The following is a 20,078-nucleotide window of genomic DNA, read 5'->3' on the forward strand; positions in this document are numbered from 1 at the left end:
CGTATACTTTTGCAAGTACGTTAGTGATTGCTGCAGTTAGTGTAGTTTTACCGTGGTCAACGTGGCCGATTGTACCAACGTTTACGTGCGGTTTTACGCGTTCAAACTTTTCTTTTGCCATCTTAAAAAATTCCTAATAAAGAAATTAAAGCCTGACTCACTATTGAGCCAGACAAGCTAAAATTATATAACAGCGCGAGCTGAAATTATTGTATCTGCAACGTTTTTAGAGGCTTCAGCGTACTTCACAAACTCCATAGAGTATGAGGCACGGCCCTGTGTTGCAGATCGTAAAGCAGTTGCATAACCAAACATTTCAGAAAGAGGAACCTGCGCATTAATTTGCTTAAGTCCACCTAATGCATCTTCCATGCCTTCGATTATGCCGCGGCGACGGTTTAAGTCGCCAACTACATCACCCATATTTGAATCAGGAGTGAGTACTTCAACCTTCATTACTGGCTCTAGTAGTACAGGGTTAGCTTTAAGCGCCCCATCTCTCATTGCCAGTGAACCTGCTATTTTAAATGCCATTTCATTCGAATCTACATCATGGAATGAACCATCATATAAAGTCGCTTTAACGCCAAGTAATGGGTAGCCTGCCAGTACACCTTGAGACATTTGCTCTTGGATACCTTTGTCTACCGCAGGGACGAACTCTTTAGGAACAGAACCACCTACGGTTTCGTTAACGAACTCGTAAATTGGTGACTCATCATCCGTAATATCCATCGGTTCAAGTTTAATCCAAACGTGACCATATTGACCACGACCACCTGACTGACGTATAAACTTCCCTTCAACCTTAACAGTTGAACGAATAGCTTCTCGGTATGAGACCTGCGGCTTACCAACGTTACATTCAACACTGAATTCACGTTTCATACGGTCGACGATGATATCTAGGTGAAGTTCACCCATGCCAGAGATTATAACCTGGCCTGATTCTTCGTCAGTTTGTACTCGAAAAGAAGGGTCTTCAGCAGCTAGTTTACCCAGCGCGATACCCATCTTATCTTGGTCAGCTATAGTGCGAGGCTCAACCGCAATAGAGATTACTGGTTCAGGGAATTCCATACGCTCAAGCGTAATAATAGAATTCGGATCACACAGTGTTTCACCTGTTGTTACGTCTTTAAGACCAATAGCTGCCGCGATGTCGCCTGCGAAAACTTCTTTGATCTCTTCACGAGAGTTTGAATGCATCTGTACGATACGGCCAAGTCGCTCACGCTTACTTTTTACTGGATTATATACCGTGTCACCCTGTTTAACAGTACCAGAGTAAACACGGAAAAAGGTCAAGGTTCCAACAAACGGGTCTGTTGCAATCTTAAAAGCGAGTGCAGCAAACGGCGCCTTATCATTAGCTGGACGTTCTTCCTCAGTACCATTTTCTAAGATACCTTGGATTTGTTTCACTTGCTCTGGTGAGGGCATATATTCAACAACGCAATCAAGCACAGCTTGAACACCTTTGTTTTTAAATGCGCTACCACAAGTAACTGGAACAATCTCATTAGCTAATGTTCGTTGGCGTAAAGCATTTTTAATTTCTGCTTCACTTAACTCTTCACCTTCTAAGTATTTATCCATTAGTTCTTCTGTTGCTTCAGCAGCGCTTTCAACTAAGTGAGAGCGCCATTCTTCAGCTAATTCCAGAAGTTCTGCCGGTATTGCCTCATAAGAGAAAGTCATACCCTGGTCCGCTTCGTTCCAGTTAATCACTTTCATTTTTATAAGGTCAATAACACCTTTAAAGTCGTCCTCAGCGCCTACAGGCAACTGAATTGGAACAGGCGTTGCTCCAAGACGAGATTTCACCTGGCTAACCACAGCTAAGAAGTCAGCGCCCGTGCGATCCATTTTATTTACGAAGATCATTCTCGGAACTTCGTATTTGTTCGCTTGACGCCAAACTGTCTCAGTTTGCGGCTGTACACCAGATGAAGCACAAAGAACAACTACCGCACCATCTAATACGCGTAAAGAACGCTCTACTTCGATAGTGAAATCTACGTGTCCTGGAGTATCAATAATATTGATACGATGGGCGTCAAATTGAGCATCCATCCCTTTCCAAAAACACGTTGTTGCAGCAGAAGTGATTGTGATACCACGCTCTTGTTCCTGCTCCATCCAATCCATAGTTGCAGCGCCATCATGTACTTCACCGATCTTATGAGAAAGACCCGTGTAGAACAGAACACGTTCTGTTGTGGTGGTTTTGCCTGCATCTACGTGAGCGACAATACCTATATTACGATAGCGCTCAAGTGGAGTTGTACGTGCCATATGATCCTCTTAAAGGTTAAAGACAGATTACCAACGGTAATGAGCGAATGCTTTATTCGCTTCAGCCATACGGTGAACGTCTTCACGTTTCTTAACCGCAGTGCCTTTATTATCAGAAGCGTCAACGATTTCTTGAGCTAAACGTAAGCCCATAGATTTTTCGCCACGCTTACGTGCAGCGTCTACTAACCAACGCATACCTAATGCGTTACGACGAACTGGACGTACTTCAACTGGTACTTGATAAGTTGAACCACCAACACGGCGAGATTTAACTTCTACCTGTGGGCGGATGTTATCAAGTGCAGTTTCAAAGATTTCTAGGTGCGACTTGCCTGATTTCTCAGCAGCCACGTCTAGCGCACCATAAACAATTTTTTCAGCAGTAGATTTCTTGCCGTCTAACATCACGATGTTAACGAATTTAGCAAGAAGTTCCGATCCGAACTTAGGATCTGGAAGAATTTTACGTTGACCGATTACGCGTCTTCTAGGCATTTTGTATCTCCGGTTTATTCAGGTTTGCTCTTTCGAGTCAATCACCCAAAACAATAATTATAAATATTTAGTGCTTGGCCTTACTAACGGAAAACAATTAGCCTTTAGGGCGTTTTGCACCGTATTTAGAACGAGCTTGACGACGATCGCTAACGCCTGCACAGTCAAGTGCACCACGAACAGTGTGAAAACGCACACCTGGTAAATCTTTAACACGACCACCACGGATTAGGATTACACTATGCTCTTGAAGGTTATGACCTTCACCGCCAATGTATGAAGTTACTTCGAAACCGTTAGTTAAACGTACACGTGCTACTTTACGTAACGCCGAGTTTGGTTTCTTAGGTGTAGTTGTATATACGCGAGTACATACACCGCGCTTTTGCGGACACGCTTTTAGTGCAGCTGAGTTACTTTTCGTAACCTTGCTACGGCGTGGCTTACGCACTAGCTGGTTAATAGTTGCCATTTAAATAGCTCCTGAAATTAAAATTACTACTGAAAAAAATAAAAAATCCGCCCTTTATTTACGAGCCTGCATTAAGCACACAAGTAAATGGGTGGCGGAATTTTAATGAGCAAAGTTTAACCTGTCAACCTAAACTAACCGCAAGACAGCATATAACTGACTTGCGATCACTTAATCTATTGATTAAGAACAGTTTATTGATTTCCAGACAAATCAGCATTTAGAGCGTCTGTAAGTGCTTGAGTTGCCTCTTCTGCACTTACTGTTTGCTCTTCTACTACTACTTTGCTTTGTTTACGGCGAGCCATACGTTCTTGATGATACGCAAAACCGGTACCGGCTGGGATCAAACGACCCACAATTACGTTTTCTTTAAGACCGCGAAGCTCATCGCTCTTACCATTCACTGCCGCATCTGTAAGAACACGTGTTGTCTCTTGGAAAGACGCTGCAGAGATGAAAGATTCTGTTGCTAGTGATGCTTTTGTGATACCCATTAACTGGATTTCAAACTTAGCTGGTATCTTACCTTGTTTTTCAAGGTCACGGTTTGCGATATTAACGCGCGCCACTTCGATTTGCTCACCGGCTAAGAAGTCAGTATCACCGCCGTGCATAATGGTACATTTACGTAACATTTGACGGATAATTGTTTCAATGTGCTTGTCATTGATCTTAACGCCTTGCAAACGGTAAACCTCTTGCACTTCGTTAACGATATAGTTAGCAACATGAGTCACACCACGTAGGCGCAAGATGTCATGCGGTGATTCAGGACCATCGGCGATAACTTCACCTTTAGACACTTGCTCACCTTCAAACACGTTAAGTTGACGCCATTTAGGAATCATCTCTTCGTAATGATCACCTTCAGCTGGAGTAATAACTAAACGTTTCTTACCTTTAGTCTCTTTACCGAAGCTAATTGTACCAGTTACTTCAGCTAATATAGCTGGTTCTTTTGGCTTACGAGCTTCAAATAAGTCGGCTACGCGTGGTAGACCACCCGTGATATCACGAGTTTTCGAACCTTCTTGCGGAATACGTGCTAACACGTCACCTGGGTTTGCTGTAACGCCGTCAATAACTTCAATCGTCGTGAATGAAGGAAGACGTGTTTCTTGCAGACCGCGCTCTTCACTTTCGATGATAAGCTTTGGTTCTTTCGTATTTACTTTAGCAAGATCTTTTACAACTACACGGGTTAAACCAGTTAGCTCATCAGTCTGTGCTTCAGTATTTGAATCATCGATATCGCTGAACGATACTTTTGATTTATGCTCAAGAACGATTGGGTGACTATGCGGGTCCCAAGTAGCAACGATATCGTTACCTAGAACTTCAGCATTGTCTTGCACTGTTAATACCGCACCGTAAGGTACTTTATAACGCTCTTTCTCACGACCATGACTATCAATGATAGTAATTTCCGTAGAACGAGAGGTAATAACAATCTTACCGTCTGTGTTTAATACGTACTTAGAGTTATGAAGTTTTAATGTACCGTTAGTTTTAACTTGTACATTATTTTCTGCAGACGCTCTAGATGCCGCACCACCGATGTGGAAGGTACGCATTGTTAACTGTGTACCCGGCTCACCAATTGACTGTGCCGCGATAACACCCACTGATTCACCAGCGTTGATGATATGACCACGTGCTAGGTCACGACCATAACAGTTAGCACAAACACCGAAGTCATTATCACAAGTGATAACAGAACGTACACGAACTTCATCTACTGAATGCTCTTCTAAAAGATCACACAGTTTTTCGTCTAGCATGATATTACGTTCAACAAGCACTGTATTAGTACCTGGAATCACAATATCTTCAGCAACAACACGACCTAGAACACGTTCACGAAGTGCTTCTACAACATCACCACCTTCAATAAGCGGTTTCATTGTTAAGCCATCTTCTGTGCCACAGTCATCTTCATTGATTACCAAATCTTGTGCAACGTCTACTAGACGACGCGTTAGGTAACCCGAGTTTGCTGTTTTAAGTGCTGTATCGGCAAGACCTTTACGCGCACCATGCGTTGAGATGAAGTACTGAAGTACGTTTAGACCTTCACGGAAGTTAGCTGTGATTGGAGTCTCGATGATTGAACCATCTGGACGTGCCATTAGACCACGCATACCCGCCAACTGACGAATCTGTGCAGCACTACCACGAGCACCTGAGTCGGCCATCATAAACACTGAGTTAAATGACGGTTGCTCTACTTCTTCACCTTGTGCATTGATAACTGTATCTTTCGACAAGTTAGACATCATCTCACGTGATAAGTTTTCGTTTACACGTGACCAGATATCGATAACTTTGTTGTACTTTTCACCAGCCGTTACAAGACCTGATTGGAATTGTTGGTTGATTTCAGTAACTTCAGCTTCAGCTGATTCAATTATCTGTGCTTTAACCGGTGGGATAACTAAGTCATCAATACCGATAGAAACACCTGACTTCATTGCATAATGGAAACCGGTGTACATAACTTGGTCAGCAAAGATAACTGTATCTTTAAGACCTAGACGACGGTAACACTCATTCAATAAGCCAGAAATCTGCTTTTTACCTAGCGGCTGGTTGATTGACGCAAACGGCATGCCTTTAGGTAAAATTAGAGATAGAATCGCACGACCAACAGTTGTATCGATAACAGTAATAGTATCTTCTACTACGCCGTCTTCGTTTTTAACTGATTGGCTAATACGTACTTTCACAATTGCGTGAAGGTCTGCATTGCCACTGCGGTATGCTTTTTCTGCTTCTTTTGGATCTTTAAATATCGCGCCTTCGCCTTTAGCGTTAATGCGGTCACGAGTCATGTAATAAAGACCCAATACAACATCCTGTGAAGGAACGATGATTGGCTCACCATTCGCAGGAGATAGAATGTTGTTTGTTGACATCATCAATGCACGAGCTTCAAGCTGCGCTTCGATTGTTAACGGTACGTGTACCGCCATTTGGTCACCATCGAAATCGGCGTTGTAAGCCGCACATACTAATGGATGCAAATGAATCGCTTTACCTTCGATAAGCACAGGTTCAAACGCTTGGATACCCAAACGGTGAAGTGTTGGTGCACGGTTAAGTAATACTGGGTGTTCACGAATTACTTCGTCAAGTACATCCCATACTTCCGGAACTTCACGTTCAACCATCTTCTTAGCAGCTTTGATTGTCGTAGCCATGCCGCGACGTTCTAATTTGCCATAGATGAATGGTTTGAATAGCTCTAGTGCCATCTTCTTAGGAAGACCACATTGGTGAAGCTTAAGTGTAGGACCAACTGTGATTACAGAACGGCCTGAATAATCTACACGCTTACCAAGTAAGTTCTGACGGAAACGACCTTGCTTACCCTTGATCATATCAGCAAGAGATTTAAGAGGACGTTTGTTAGAACCTGTAATTGCACGACCACGACGACCGTTATCAAGTAGCGCATCTACCGCTTCTTGTAACATACGTTTTTCGTTACGTACAATAATGTCTGGTGCTGCTAAATCTAGTAGACGCTTAAGACGGTTATTACGGTTAATAACACGACGGTAAAGGTCATTTAGATCAGATGTCGCAAAACGACCACCGTCTAATGGTACTAATGGGCGTAGATCAGGTGGCAATACTGGAAGTACTGTCATGATCATCCACTCAGGGTTATTACCTGATTGGTGGAACGATTCCATTAACTTAAGACGTTTAGTGATTTTTTTACGCTTAGTTTCAGAGTTAATTGTTGGTAACTCTTCACGCATCTCAGCAATTAATTGAGCAAGATCAAGTTCACGAAGCAAGTCTAAAACTGCTTCAGCACCCATCTTAGCTTCAAACTCATCACCGTGCTCTTCTAGTGAATCTAAGTATTCTTCTTCACCTAATAACTGACCACGCTCAAGCGTTGTCATACCAGGTTCAGTTACTACGAATGATTCGAAGTAAAGAACACGTTCAATATCACGAAGCGTCATATCTAGCATTAAGCCAATACGTGACGGTAATGATTTTAAAAACCATATATGTGCAACTGGGCTCGCAAGGTCGATATGACCCATACGATCGCGTCGCACTTTAGTGAGTGTTACTTCAACGCCACACTTTTCACAGATCACACCACGGTGTTTAAGGCGTTTATATTTACCACATAAACACTCATAATCTTTCACTGGGCCGAAAATACGGGCACAGAATAAGCCATCGCGCTCAGGCTTGAAAGTACGGTAGTTAATAGTCTCAGGTTTCTTTACTTCACCGTATGACCATGAACGAACCATGTCTGGTGAAGCAAGACCAATGCGAATTGCATCGAATTCTTCGGTCTTATTTTGTTGCTTCAGAAACTTAAGTAAGTCTTTCACCTTAGCTCTCCTGTCGGAGTTAATCTTGAGGACGGATAATCTCGTCCCTACATTCTATTCAGCCGTAACAGATGCTGCAGCGTTAACTGCAGCATCTAATTGGCTTAATTTTCTTCCAACTCGATGTTGATACCCAGTGAGCGGATTTCTTTCAACAATACGTTGAACGATTCTGGCATACCTGGTTCCATTTTATGGTTACCATCAACGATGTTTTTATACATCTTAGTACGACCGTTCACGTCATCCGATTTCACTGTTAGCATTTCTTGTAGAGTGTAAGCAGCACCATAAGCTTCAAGTGCCCATACTTCCATCTCACCAAAACGCTGGCCACCGAACTGTGCTTTACCACCCAGCGGCTGCTGAGTAACAAGGCTGTAAGAACCAGTAGAACGTGCGTGCATCTTATCGTCAACCAAGTGGTTAAGTTTAAGCATGTACATGTAACCAACAGTTACTTGACGTTCAAACTGATCGCCAGTACGGCCATCATAAAGTGTAACCTGACCACTACGAGGATAGCCCGCAAGCTCAAGCATGTCTTTGATTTCGCTTTCTTTCGCGCCATCAAATGCAGGAGTAGCTATTGGTAAACCACCTTTTAAGTTTTCAGCTAGACGACGAATTTCGTCATCAGTGAAGCTAGCAATATCTACAACTTGGCGAGATTCGCCAATTTCGTATGCTTGCTTGATGAAGTCACGTAGCTCATGAAGCTCACGTTGCTCTTTCATCATCTCTTCAATACGTTCACCGATACCACGTGCAGCAAGACCCATATGTGTTTCAAGGATCTGACCGATGTTCATACGTGATGGTACACCTAGTGGATTCAATACGATATCTACCGTACGACCTTTGTCATCGTAAGGCATATCTTCTACTGGTACGATAGTCGAGATAACACCTTTGTTACCATGACGACCCGCCATTTTATCACCCGGTTGGATACGACGTTTAACAGCTAGGTATACTTTAACAATCTTAAGTACGCCTGGTGCTAAGTCATCACCTTGGGTAATTTTACGACGTTTGTTTTCAAACTTCTTATCGTATTCAGCTTTAAGTTCATCGTACTGTGCAGCTAGTTGCTCAAGCTCAGCTTGCTTGTCTTCTTCAGCAAGGCTTTGCGTAAGTACTTTTTCAGCATTTAGAGATGCAAGTTTATCTTCATCAAAACCAGCAGCTATAAGTAGCTTACGTGCACGGTCTAAAACGCCTGCTTCTAAAATACGGAACTCTTCGTTGAAGTCTTTCTTCGCTTCGCGAAGCTGCATGTCTTCAACTTCTAACGCGCGTTTATCTTTTTCAACACCATCACGGGTGAAAACTTGCACGTCAATTACAGTACCAGTTACAGAATTTGGTACACGTAAAGAGCTGTCTTTAACGTCAGACGCTTTTTCGCCGAAGATAGCACGCAGTAGCTTCTCTTCAGGTGTAAGCTGTGTCTCGCCTTTAGGAGTCACTTTACCTACTAGGATATCGCCGCCTTTAACTTCAGCACCAATATATACAACGCCTGATTCATCAAGCTTGCCTAGCGCAGACTCACCCACATTCGGGATATCTGCAGTGATCTCTTCTGGACCTAATTTAGTATCACGGGCAACACACTGTAGTTCTTGAATATGGATAGTCGTTAGACGATCTTCTTCAACTACGCGCTCTGATAACAAGATTGAATCTTCGAAGTTATAACCGTTCCATGGCATGAATGCCACGCGAAGGTTTTGACCAAGGGCTAAGTCACCTAAGTCAGTCGAAGGACCATCTGCTAACACGTCACCACGAGTAACCGGTTCGCCAACCATACAAGTTGGTTTTTGGTTAATACATGTATTTTGGTTTGAACGTGTGTATTTGGTTAAGTTGTAGATGTCGATGCCCGCTTCACCAGGAATGCGTTCTTCTTCATGTACATTTACAACGATGCGACTTGCGTCAGCATACATTACTTCACCACCACGTTTAGCAACGATAGTTACACCAGAATCTTTCGCTAGTGTTAACTCAATACCAGTACCTACTAACGGCTTATCCGCTTTCAATGTTGGTACTGCTTGACGTTGCATGTTTGAACCCATCAATGCACGGTTAGCATCATCGTGTTCTAGGAACGGGATAAGTGCTGCCGCTACAGAGATCACCTGTTGTGGTGATACATCCATATACTGCTGGTCCATGCGACCCATAAAGGTAGATTCACCTTTGTGACGACATGGGATAAGTTCATCAACAAACTCATTGGTTTCAGTTAAGTTTGAGTTCGCCTGTGCGATAACAAACTGACCTTCTTCAATGGCTGATAAATAATCAACTTCATCAGTTACAACACCGTCTACCACTTTGCGGTAAGGTGTTTCTAAGAAACCGTAGTCATTTGTACGTGCGTACGTAGACAACGAGTTAATTAGACCGATATTTGGACCCTCAGGAGTCTCGATTGGACATACGCGACCATAGTGAGTTACGTGAACGTCACGTACTTCAAAGCCTGCGCGTTCACGAGTTAGACCGCCCGGACCTAATGCAGAGATACGACGTTTATGCGTAACTTCTGATAGTGGGTTATTTTGGTCCATAAACTGTGATAACTGAGACGAGCCGAAGAACTCTTTAACAGCTGCCGAAATAGGCTTAGCGTTAATAAGATCTTGTGGCATTATCGCGTCAAGGTCACCTAAGCTTAAACGCTCACGTACAGCACGTTCAACACGTACTAGACCAACACGGAATTGGTTCTCAGCCATTTCGCCAACACTACGTATACGACGGTTGCCTAAGTGATCGATATCATCAACATCGCCTTGACCGTTACGAATAGCAATTAATACTTTCATAACAGACACGATGTCTTCTTTGCTTAATGTGCCAGGGCCTGTGTCTGTATCGTAACCAACACGGCTATTGAACTTCATACGACCTACAGTAGATAAGTCATAACGTTCTTCAGAGAAGAACAAGTTCTGGAATAAGGCTTCAGCCGCGTCTTTCGTCGGTGGCTCGCCTGGGCGCATCATGCGGTAAATTTCTACTAGTGCTTCTAAACGGCTGCTTGCAGAGTCAATGTTTAATGTATTTGACATGTAAGCACCGCTGTCCACTTCATTGATATATAACGTATCAATTTTAGTGTAACCGGCTTTAACCAATTCAGCCATTAGCTCTAGAGTTAGCTCGTCATTTGCATTTGCAATAACTTCACCAGTTGACTCATCAACATAGTTTTTAGCTACAATACGGCCAATGATGTACTCATGTGGTACTTCTAATTGCTTAATGCCTTTCTTTTCGATGCTCTTGATGTGGCGAGCCGTAACACGACGACCGCTTTCAACAAATACTTCACCGTCTTCGCTCTTGATATCAAAAGCGGCAGTTTCACCACGTAAACGCGAAGGTACAAGTTCCATAAGAACTTTACCATTCGTTACTTCAAACGTAGTGTTATCGAAGAACATATCTAGGATTTGTTCGCTAGAATACTCTAGTGCACGTAGGATGATAGACGCCGGTAATTTACGACGACGGTCAATACGTACATATAAGTTATCTTTTGCATCAAATTCGAAGTCTAACCATGAACCACGGTAAGGTATAACGCGTGCGTTATATAATACTTTACCCGATGAATGGGTTTTACCGCGGTCGTTATCAAAGAATACACCAGGGCTACGGTGTAGCTGAGAAACGATAACACGCTCTGTACCATTGATTACAAAAGTACCGGTATCTGTCATGAGCGGAATTTCGCCCATGTAAACTTCTTGCTCTTTAATGTCTTTAACTGTGCCTGGTGCTTCTTTGTCCATAACAACAAGACGCAGTTTCACGCGAAGTGGAGCAGAATAAGTCACACCGCGAATTTGACATTCTTTTACATCGAAAACTGGCTCACCAATACGGTAACTTACGTATTGAAGCTCAGAATTTCCCGAGTAGCTTTTAATAGGGAACACAGAACGGAAGGCAGCTTCCAAACCATGATCGCCATCAGCGTCCGGCACTAAGAATTTTTTAAACGATTCTAACTGTGTAGACAGTAAAAAAGGTATATCCAAAACTTGTGGACGTTTACCAAAATCCTTACGGATACGTTTCTTTTCAGAATAAGAGTAAGCCATGGGGTTCCTCAGCTTGCTGATCTTTGACCCGACCTGTTCTTGTAAGAACAGACTTAACTGGCAGCTATGCCAAGATTTTACAACATTTAACTGTTGTTCTAATTAGATCCCACTTTAACACTAGCAAACTATAAAGCGTTGAAAGTAAAGAAAAAATCAGATTTTATTTGAGCTAAAAGAGTGCATCACTCTATAGCGCAAAAAGGCCGGTGATTAAATAATCACCAGCCCTTGCCTGATTTCTCAGGCAGCGAACTTAGCAAAAGCTAAATTACTTAACCTCAACTTCAGCACCAGCTTCAGTAAGATCTTTTGCAAGTGCTTCAGCTTCTTCTTTAGATACACCTTCTTTAACAGGTGTAGGAGCAGCTTCAACAAGAGCTTTCGCTTCTTTAAGGCCAAGGCCAGTTGCGCTACGAACAGCTTTGATTGCAGAAACCTTGTTAGCGCCAGCGCCAGTAAGGATTACGTCAAATTCTGTTTTCTCTTCAGCAGCTTCAGCAGCTGGACCAGCTACCATTGCAGCTGCAGCAGTTACGCCGAATTTTTCTTCCATTGCTTCGATAAGAGCAACAACGTCCATTACTGACATTTCAGCAATTGCGTCAAGGATTTGGTCTTTAGATACAGACATTACAAATTTCCTAATAATTAACGGACATTACGTCCAAATAAATTTTTACACCGAAAGTGAGATTAAACAGCTTAAAACTAAGCAGCTTGCTCTTCTTTCTGTACACGTACTGCTTCAATTGTTTTACACAATTTGCCAGCAGACGCTTCTTTCATAGCACTCATTAAGCGTGCAACAGCTTCGTCGTATGTAGGTAATGTAGCAAGCATTGCTGCATCAACAACATTTCCTTCAAAAGCGGCCGTTTTAAGCTCGAATTTCTCATTCTTTTTCGCGAAATCTGAAAAGATACGCGCAGCAGCACCTGGGTGCTCTGATGAGAAAGCGATTAAGCTTGGACCAACAAATGAATCAGAAAGACACTCAAAATCTGTTCCTTCAAGAGCACGTTTTGCTAAAGTGTTACGGACAACTTTCATCCAAACACCATTTGCACGAGCTTCTTTACGAAGGGCAGTGATTGCGCCAACTGTTACACCACGAGAATCTGCAACAACTGCAGATAGAGCACCATTGGCTGCTTCGTTGACTTCAGCAACTATTGCTTTTTTGCCTTGAAGATTTAAAGCCATGGGTGTTACTCCTGGTTTAATGGGGATACCGATTATCGGATTCCCCTGTTCTACTCTTCCCTACCAAACAAGGTAGAGATGCTTTTTACGGCGAGAGCCAGAAGGATTAGGAAAAATCTATCTGGGGTCTACACCGTCTACGTAGGTGAATATTAAGGCCGAAGCCACCTACGGTCTTGGACGGAAGCCCAATTTATCGTTAACCCTGAAGGCTTAACGAAATTATGGACTTCAACCCGAATTCTTTACTTTGCCAATTAATAAATTAATCAACAAAATGGCGCAAAATTATAGTACAAATTTCACGCCATGTAAACACTGATTAAGCTACAGTTGTGCTTAAAGTGTTTTGGTCAACAGAAACGCCTGCGCCCATTGTTGTAGAGATAGTTACTTTCTTCAAGTAAACACCTTTAGCTTGAGAAGGTTTAGCCTTCTTAAGCGCAACAATTAGAGACTCAAGGTTTTGTTGTAATTGCTCTGCAGTGAAATCAACCTTACCAATAGTAGTATGGATGATGCCATTTTTGTCATTACGGTAACGTACTTGACCTGCTTTAGCATTTTTAACTGCTTCTGCAACGTTAGGCGTTACAGTACCAGTTTTAGGGTTTGGCATTAGACCACGTGGGCCTAAGATTTGACCTAGTTGACCAACAACACGCATAGCGTCTGGTGATGCAACAACAACGTCAAAGTTCATCTCGCCTTTTTTAACTAGTTCAGCAAGATCTTCCATGCCTACTAATTCAGCACCGGCTTCTTTTGCAGCTTCTGCATTAGCGCCTTGTGTGAATACAGCAACACGAACGTCACGACCAGTACCGTTAGGTAGTACAGTAGCACCACGAACGTTTTGATCAGATTTACGAGCATCGATACCAAGGTTAACGGCAACGTCAACACTTTCTACGAATTTAGCTGTCGCTAACTCTTTTAAAAGAGCAACTGCTTCATTGATTTCGTAATCTTTTGTTACTTCCACTTTTTCGCGGATAGTACGCATACGTTTAGTTAATTTAGCCATTTCTTAGTCCTCTACGTTCAAGCCCATCGCACGCGCAGAACCTGCGATAGTGCGAACCGCTGCGTCCATATCGGCAGCTGTAAGGTCAGTTCGTTTTGTCTCAACAATTTCTTCAAGTTGAGCACGAGTTACTGTGCCTACTTTATCAGTGTTAGGACGGCCTGAGCCTGACTTGATACCAGCAGCTTTCTTAAGTAAGTAAGCAGCAGGTGGCGTTTTCATGTCGAACGTAAATGAACGGTCACCGTAAACAGAGATCACTACAGGAACTGGAGCGCCTTTTTCGATAGACTCTGTACGTGCGTTAAACGCTTTACAGAATTCCATGATGTTTACACCGTGTTGACCTAGTGCAGGACCTACTGGAGGACTAGGATTAGCCATACCAGCGGCAACTTGTAGCTTGATTAGAGCTTCAACTTTTTTAGCCATTATAAATACCTCATTTGGTGGGTCTCAGCCTTGTGCGCGCGAGGACGCGTACTCTAACGGCTTCCCAGTTTAAAAATTGGTTTCGTACTTTTTGCACAGTAAAAATAAATTTTACCTTAATACAAAAAGGCCGCTGATTATAAGTTAATCAGCGGCCTTTTTCAAGCTTCATGCCAAAATTTAAATAAAAATTAGCGAAGCTTTTTTAATCAATTACTTATCTTGCTCAACTTGACCGAATTCAAGCTCAACTGGCGTAGAACGACCAAAAATAAGTACAGATACTTTTACGCGGCTCTTTTCGTAGTCAACTTCTTCAACTACACCACTGAAATCTGCAAATGGTCCGTCTGTAACGCGAACAACTTCACCTGGTTCAAATAATGTAGCAGGTTTAGGTGCTTCAGCATTTTCTTGAAGGCGATTAAGAATGCGTTCTGCTTCTTTAGGAGTTATTGGAGCAGGACGATCAGACGTTCCACCAATAAAGCCCATTACACGTTCAGTGCTGTTCACTAAGTGCCAGCTTGCGTCATTCATATCCATTTGTACTAATACATAACCTGGAAAGAATTTACGCTCAGATTTACGCTTTTGGCCAGCGCGCATCTCAACAACTTCTTCAGTTGGTACTAGTATCTCACCAAAGCTCGATTCAAGACCTTCGATTTTAATGTGTTCAGTTAACGTTTGAGCTACACGCTTTTCGTAACCAGAAAAGGCTTGTACTACATACCAACGTAACTTAATTTCTTTGTTCTCGTTCTCATCCGACATGGGATCAGATCTCCAATCCAGTTAAAAAGCCTACAGCGCGGAATAAAATGCCATCTAATCCCCAAAGGATAAGTGCCATAATCACTGTTGCAACCATTACAATTAATGTCGTGTGGGTAGTTTCTTGGCGCGTTGGCCAAATAACTTTGCGTACTTCAATTCGAGCTTCTTTAGCGAAAGCAAGAAAGTTACGTCCCTTAAATGTTTGCGAGGCAATTGCTAATCCGGCCGCTATTGCAACAACAACGCCGATAGCACGTAGTAGTACAGATTGATCTGCATACATGTGATTACCAACAACTGCGCCTGCAAGTAGCGCGATTGCTACTAACCACTTTACTGACTCCATCGCACTTGATGGTGTTTCTACATTCGTGCTCATAATATTATTACCTTAACTACAGACACAACAACCCTACACTACGGTAAGGTTAATCCATTAAAATCTAAACTTAAAAACAGACTTAATTTAAACCGGTTTTTAATCTCAGACTACTCAAACCACAAGTAAAACTGGCAGGGGCGGAGAGATTCGAACTCCCAACCATCGGTTTTGGAGACCGCTGTTCTACCAATTGGAACTACGCCCCTGCAAAGTGGATGCCTATTATACTTACGCAGTCCATTAACACAAGCCTAAAAGATACCCACATTGGAAAATCTCGGCATTGCATTAAAAAATCAATCTTAACATTGATTAAAAAGCAGTTTATGATTGTCCAAATTATAGGGACTCACAATTAGATGGGAAGTCTGTGAAAGCAATAAAAACAATCATAAGATATAAAATTATTAGCTTTTTATTATTATTTCATATTAGTTCTTATGCCCTGCCATTGTACTTAGATACATATACAAATGAACAAGGTTTATCACAAAATTCAATTACCTGCAGTACCACTGATGAAAAAGGGTTTCATTGGTTTGCCACCCAAGGTGGCTTAAACCGATTTGATGGGTATGAATTTAAGCACTATAAATTCAATCCTTCACAACCTAGTATTTCGGGAAATTGGATTACGGACTGCCTGAATTTAGGAAACGGCCACATTTGGTTTGCTACAACAAGTAATGGGCTTAACTTATTAAATACTGAAACAGGAAGTTTTAGTGTTTTTAACCAGTACTCAGCTCCCCCTATTACAAACGAACGTATTTCATCAATTTCTTCTAATTCGCCACAAATCATTTGGATTGGTCACGATAAAGGGCAACTTACTCGTTTAGATACATACACAGGTACTACCGAATTATTTTCTTATCAGGGCACGAATCACTTAAATGTTGTTTTTAAGGATGTGCTTTTTGATGATCAAAAAAACCTTTGGTTAGCAAGTAGTATCGGGCTAATTAAGTTCGATACACAAACACATCGGTTCGAACATATACCTAATAGCCCTGAACAGCTCTGGCAATTAAAAAAAGCAACAAACGGCAAATTTATTATAGGAGGTAAGACTGGTCTAAGTGTTTTTGACTCAAACACACTCGCATTTCATAACTTTGAGCAACTCAAAAATGTTTGGGTCACAGATATACTTTTTGATGATGAAAAAAAATTATGGGTAAGCACTTATGGTCATGGTCTTTATTACCAAGCTACAGATAATTTATTAAGTAGCGAGTTTCGTCAACTTACTCACTCTCCAAATTTAAAACATGGCTTAGCTAACGATCACCTATTGTCACTTTACCAAGACCCTCAAGGCATTATTTGGATTGGTACAGACGGCTATGGATTACATCGCTATGATAAAAGGCAGGCTCAGTTTGGTCATCAAAAACATCAAAGCAATAACCCAGCTTCTATCTCGAATGACTTTGTAAGAGCAATACTCAAAGACAGTAACAACTTACTTTGGGTGGGTACGCGCGACGGACTTAACAAACAAACTGACACAGGATTTAAACGCTATAAAACAGATAAAAATCAAGATATAGGCTTAACTAATAACAATATATTTAGTCTTTATGAAGATGCCAATAAACGCGTATGGATAGGCACATACGGAGGTGGTTTACTGCTTTACAACCCAATTAATGATAACTTTTCGGCTTTTACTGTGCAAAGCCATCAACTCAGTAGTAACCGTATTTATGCAATCGAAGGTGATCTAAGTGGTAATTTATGGCTGGGCAGTAACGAAGGCTTAACGCGATTTAATCCCGATACATTACAGGTTACAAATTTTAAATACACCGCAGATAAAAATAGTATCTCAAATAATACTGTTTTTAGTATTACTTATGACAGCGACAATAACGCTATATGGGCAGGAACCCGCGCAGGGTTAAATAAACTTTCTTTACATGATGAAACGTTCACCCATTACCAAAGCGATCTTAAAAAGCCTAATAGTTTAACGCATGACATGGTTACATCCTTGCATTTACAAGATAAAAACACTTTATGGGTAGGTACTTTTGGCGGGCTCAATAAGTTAAATATCCAAACAAACAAAGTAATAAACATTACAGAGTTTGATGGCTTACTTAACGATAATATTTTTGCAATTAAACAAGATAGCAGCGGTTACTTGTGGCTAAGCAGCAACCAAGGCCTAACCCGTTACGCTCCTCAAACCCAACAAATGCAGCATTTTTTACCCGCAAACGGTATACAGCATCATTCTTTTATTTTAGGTGCCGCTTTTCAAGCAGATGACGGCGAGCTATTTTTTGGTGGTATTAACGGTTTTAATCAATTTGATCCGTTAAAACTAACCCTAGCAACTCAACCCCCAGAACCCGTTATTACAGACTTACTTATTTATAACCAGTCAGTCGCGACGCAGCAATATATAAAAAACAAGACCCAAACGGCTAAGCTTATAAGCTATACAGACAGACTCTTTTTTAAAGAAGAAGATGGTGTTATCGGCTTTAAATTTTCTGCTTTAAACAGTGCAGAGCCCCCTTCTCAATACCAATATGCTTACAAGTTAGCTGGGTTAGATAAGCAGTTTTTATACGCAAACAAAAACCAGAGGCAAGTTAGTTATTCTCAACTTCCCGCTGGAAGCTATCACTTTATTGTAAAAGTTAAAGATCAATACGGTCAATGGAGTGATGATAAAACAATGGTTGCGCTTAAAGTTACTCCACCTTGGTGGAAGAACAATGTTGCCTATGTCACTTACATCATTATCGTATTATTTATAATGTGGTTAATTATAACAGCAAGGTATAGAGCTAACGTTGCAGAGCAAGCAAACTTAAAAGAGAAAGAACTTAGCAACTTAAAAACCCAACTATTAGATAATGTTAGCCATGAACTTAAAACACCATTGAGCTTAATATTAGCGCCACTTGAGAGTTTACAAAAAAGCCATAAGGATTCAGACACCCAACAAAAACTAGCGATGATTCAACGTAATAGCTATAAGCTATTGGATCAAATAAACCAACTTTTACAGCTCAGTCAGCGCCCAAGCACAGCAGTGAAACACGTCACACCCTATGCTATAAAGCCGGTAGTTGAACAATTAATTGAAGATTTCACCCCTTTATTTAAACAAAAAAATATTACGTTCGAGTTTGAAGATTTAACACAAAAAACTATTCCCATTAAATTAGAGCTAAATCATACAATTTCTATTATCAGTAACTTATTGAGTAACGCACAAAAATACACTCCAAACACTGGCAAAGTATTACTTCAGCTATTAACTCAAAAACAAAAATTAATCATCACAGTCTCAGATACTGGTGTTGGTATAGATAAAGAGCACCTTGAGACCGTTTTTCAACGATTTACACGCATAGATACGAGTAATCAAAGCGGTAGCGGTATTGGCTTAGCGCTGGTGAAGCAGCTAGTTGAGCAATATGGAGGAACTATTGAACTTAAAAGTGAATTAAACAAAGGCAGTTGTTTTACTGTTTCACTCCCAACAACTCAAATAGACGAAACCTCTGCCCTTACAGCTCTTGCTGTGTCTAAAAACAATAATCTATGTGCAGTAAAAAGTAATAAGATTCTTATTATTGAAGACAACGATGAAATGCGTGATTTAATAACGTCACTATTTATTAGTAGCTTCACGTGTATAAGTGCAGCTAACGGAGAGCTAGGTTTAGCTTTATGTAAAAACGAAATGCCTGACTTGGTAATAAGTGATGTAATGATGCCCGTTATGGATGGCTATCAGTTTATTAAAGCACTGCGCACCGACACGGCTATTAGCCATATTCCGGTGTTATTACTTTCAGCAAAGGCAGATACGCACAGTAAATTAAAGGGCCTAGACTTACTTGCTGATGACTATTTGAGTAAACCTTTTGAGCCGCAGCTGTTACTCAGCCGTGTTCAAGGGTTATTAACGATTAGAGAAGTACTTAATCAACATTTAAAACAACAACTACCTGCTTTATCACAAACAACCCAGCTCGACCCACAAATGGCGCAAAGTAAAGATTATGTATTTACCGAGCGTGTAAAAACGACAGTAAAAGAGCATTACCAAGACGAAGCATTTAGCGTAGAAGAATTTGCAGCAGCGCTCTACCTTAGCCCTCGCGCTTTACAATTAAAAATGAAAGCCTTGTACAACCTAACACCAAGCGATTACATTCGAAATATTCGTTTAGAATTTGCACAAGAGCTTTTAAAAAATAGTGAGCTTGCAATTGGCCTAGTAGCACAGCAAGTTGGCTTTAATTCACAAAGCTACTTTGCCCGGTGCTTTAAAGCAAAATATAATATGTCCCCAAAACAGTTTCGCGAACAATCCTGATAAATTTCGCCTGTGTGACTAAACATTTCGCACCAGTACTATTATTAACCTACTGATTTAACTAAATTAACATGAATTTAAATATTAAAGGTAATGCACTGCATTTCCTTTAAGCATATTAATTAAGGACAG

13 protein-coding genes and 1 tRNA gene are annotated in these 20,078 nt (G+C 41.3%); 1 reads left to right on the top strand and 13 read right to left on the bottom strand.

Features of this window, described 5'->3' with window-relative positions:
• From I6F47_RS15040 to I6F47_RS15100, 13 genes are all read right to left on the bottom strand, one after another.
• The coding region (locus tag I6F47_RS15040) for a GTP-binding protein (RefSeq protein WP_021031985.1) at positions 1 to 121 on the bottom strand (121 nt) is incomplete at its 3' end.
• A gap of 62 nt (positions 122 to 183) precedes the next feature.
• Positions 184 to 2,298 (bottom strand): elongation factor G, encoded by a 2,115-nt coding sequence (gene fusA / locus I6F47_RS15045; protein WP_007580132.1) that lies wholly within the window; start codon positions 2,296 to 2,298, stop codon positions 184 to 186.
• A gap of 27 nt (positions 2,299 to 2,325) precedes the next feature.
• Positions 2,326 to 2,796, bottom strand: a complete 471-nt coding sequence (rpsG, locus tag I6F47_RS15050; protein ID WP_010555004.1) for a 30S ribosomal protein S7 — start codon at positions 2,794 to 2,796, stop codon at positions 2,326 to 2,328.
• A 97-nt stretch (positions 2,797 to 2,893) separates the two neighbouring features.
• The gene (gene rpsL / locus I6F47_RS15055; protein WP_002958885.1) at positions 2,894 to 3,268 is read right to left on the bottom strand and encodes a 30S ribosomal protein S12; all 375 of its coding nucleotides are present in this window, start codon (positions 3,266 to 3,268) and stop codon (positions 2,894 to 2,896) included.
• A 194-nt stretch (positions 3,269 to 3,462) separates the two neighbouring features.
• Positions 3,463 to 7,638, bottom strand: a complete 4,176-nt coding sequence (gene rpoC / locus I6F47_RS15060) for a DNA-directed RNA polymerase subunit beta' (protein ID WP_007580130.1) — start codon at positions 7,636 to 7,638, stop codon at positions 3,463 to 3,465.
• A 104-nt stretch (positions 7,639 to 7,742) separates the two neighbouring features.
• Positions 7,743 to 11,768: a DNA-directed RNA polymerase subunit beta gene (rpoB, locus tag I6F47_RS15065; protein WP_007580127.1), complete on the bottom strand. Its 4,026-nt coding sequence runs from the start codon at positions 11,766 to 11,768 to the stop codon at positions 7,743 to 7,745.
• Between the two features lie 271 nt (positions 11,769 to 12,039).
• Positions 12,040 to 12,402, bottom strand: coding sequence for a 50S ribosomal protein L7/L12 (gene rplL, locus I6F47_RS15070; RefSeq protein ID WP_002958882.1), 363 nt, complete (start codon positions 12,400 to 12,402; stop codon positions 12,040 to 12,042).
• Between the two features lie 77 nt (positions 12,403 to 12,479).
• A complete protein-coding gene (gene rplJ / locus I6F47_RS15075; protein ID WP_002958881.1) occupies positions 12,480 to 12,974 on the bottom strand; it encodes a 50S ribosomal protein L10 in 495 nt (164 codons plus the stop codon).
• Between the two features lie 322 nt (positions 12,975 to 13,296).
• Positions 13,297 to 14,001 (bottom strand): 50S ribosomal protein L1, encoded by a 705-nt coding sequence (gene rplA / locus I6F47_RS15080; RefSeq protein ID WP_007580124.1) that lies wholly within the window; start codon positions 13,999 to 14,001, stop codon positions 13,297 to 13,299.
• A gap of 3 nt (positions 14,002 to 14,004) precedes the next feature.
• Positions 14,005 to 14,433 (bottom strand): 50S ribosomal protein L11, encoded by a 429-nt coding sequence (gene rplK, locus I6F47_RS15085; protein ID WP_002958879.1) that lies wholly within the window; start codon positions 14,431 to 14,433, stop codon positions 14,005 to 14,007.
• 213 nt (positions 14,434 to 14,646) lie between these two features.
• The gene (gene nusG, locus I6F47_RS15090) at positions 14,647 to 15,210 is read right to left on the bottom strand and encodes a transcription termination/antitermination protein NusG (RefSeq protein ID WP_007580122.1); all 564 of its coding nucleotides are present in this window, start codon (positions 15,208 to 15,210) and stop codon (positions 14,647 to 14,649) included.
• Between the two features lie 4 nt (positions 15,211 to 15,214).
• Positions 15,215 to 15,592: a preprotein translocase subunit SecE gene (gene secE / locus I6F47_RS15095; protein WP_002958877.1), complete on the bottom strand. Its 378-nt coding sequence runs from the start codon at positions 15,590 to 15,592 to the stop codon at positions 15,215 to 15,217.
• A 132-nt stretch (positions 15,593 to 15,724) separates the two neighbouring features.
• Positions 15,725 to 15,801 (bottom strand) — tRNA-Trp (locus I6F47_RS15100).
• Between the two features lie 164 nt (positions 15,802 to 15,965).
• Here I6F47_RS15100 and I6F47_RS15105 point away from each other — a divergent pair.
• Positions 15,966 to 19,946 carry a hybrid sensor histidine kinase/response regulator transcription factor gene (locus I6F47_RS15105; RefSeq protein ID WP_197184130.1) on the top strand — a complete coding sequence of 1,327 codons (3,981 nt, stop codon included), beginning with the start codon at positions 15,966 to 15,968 and terminating at the stop codon, positions 19,944 to 19,946.
• Positions 19,947 to 20,078: the final 132 nt, after the last annotated feature.

This window comes from Pseudoalteromonas sp. NZS37 (assembly GCF_015864265.1).
Taxonomy (GTDB): domain Bacteria; phylum Pseudomonadota; class Gammaproteobacteria; order Enterobacterales; family Alteromonadaceae; genus Pseudoalteromonas; species Pseudoalteromonas arctica.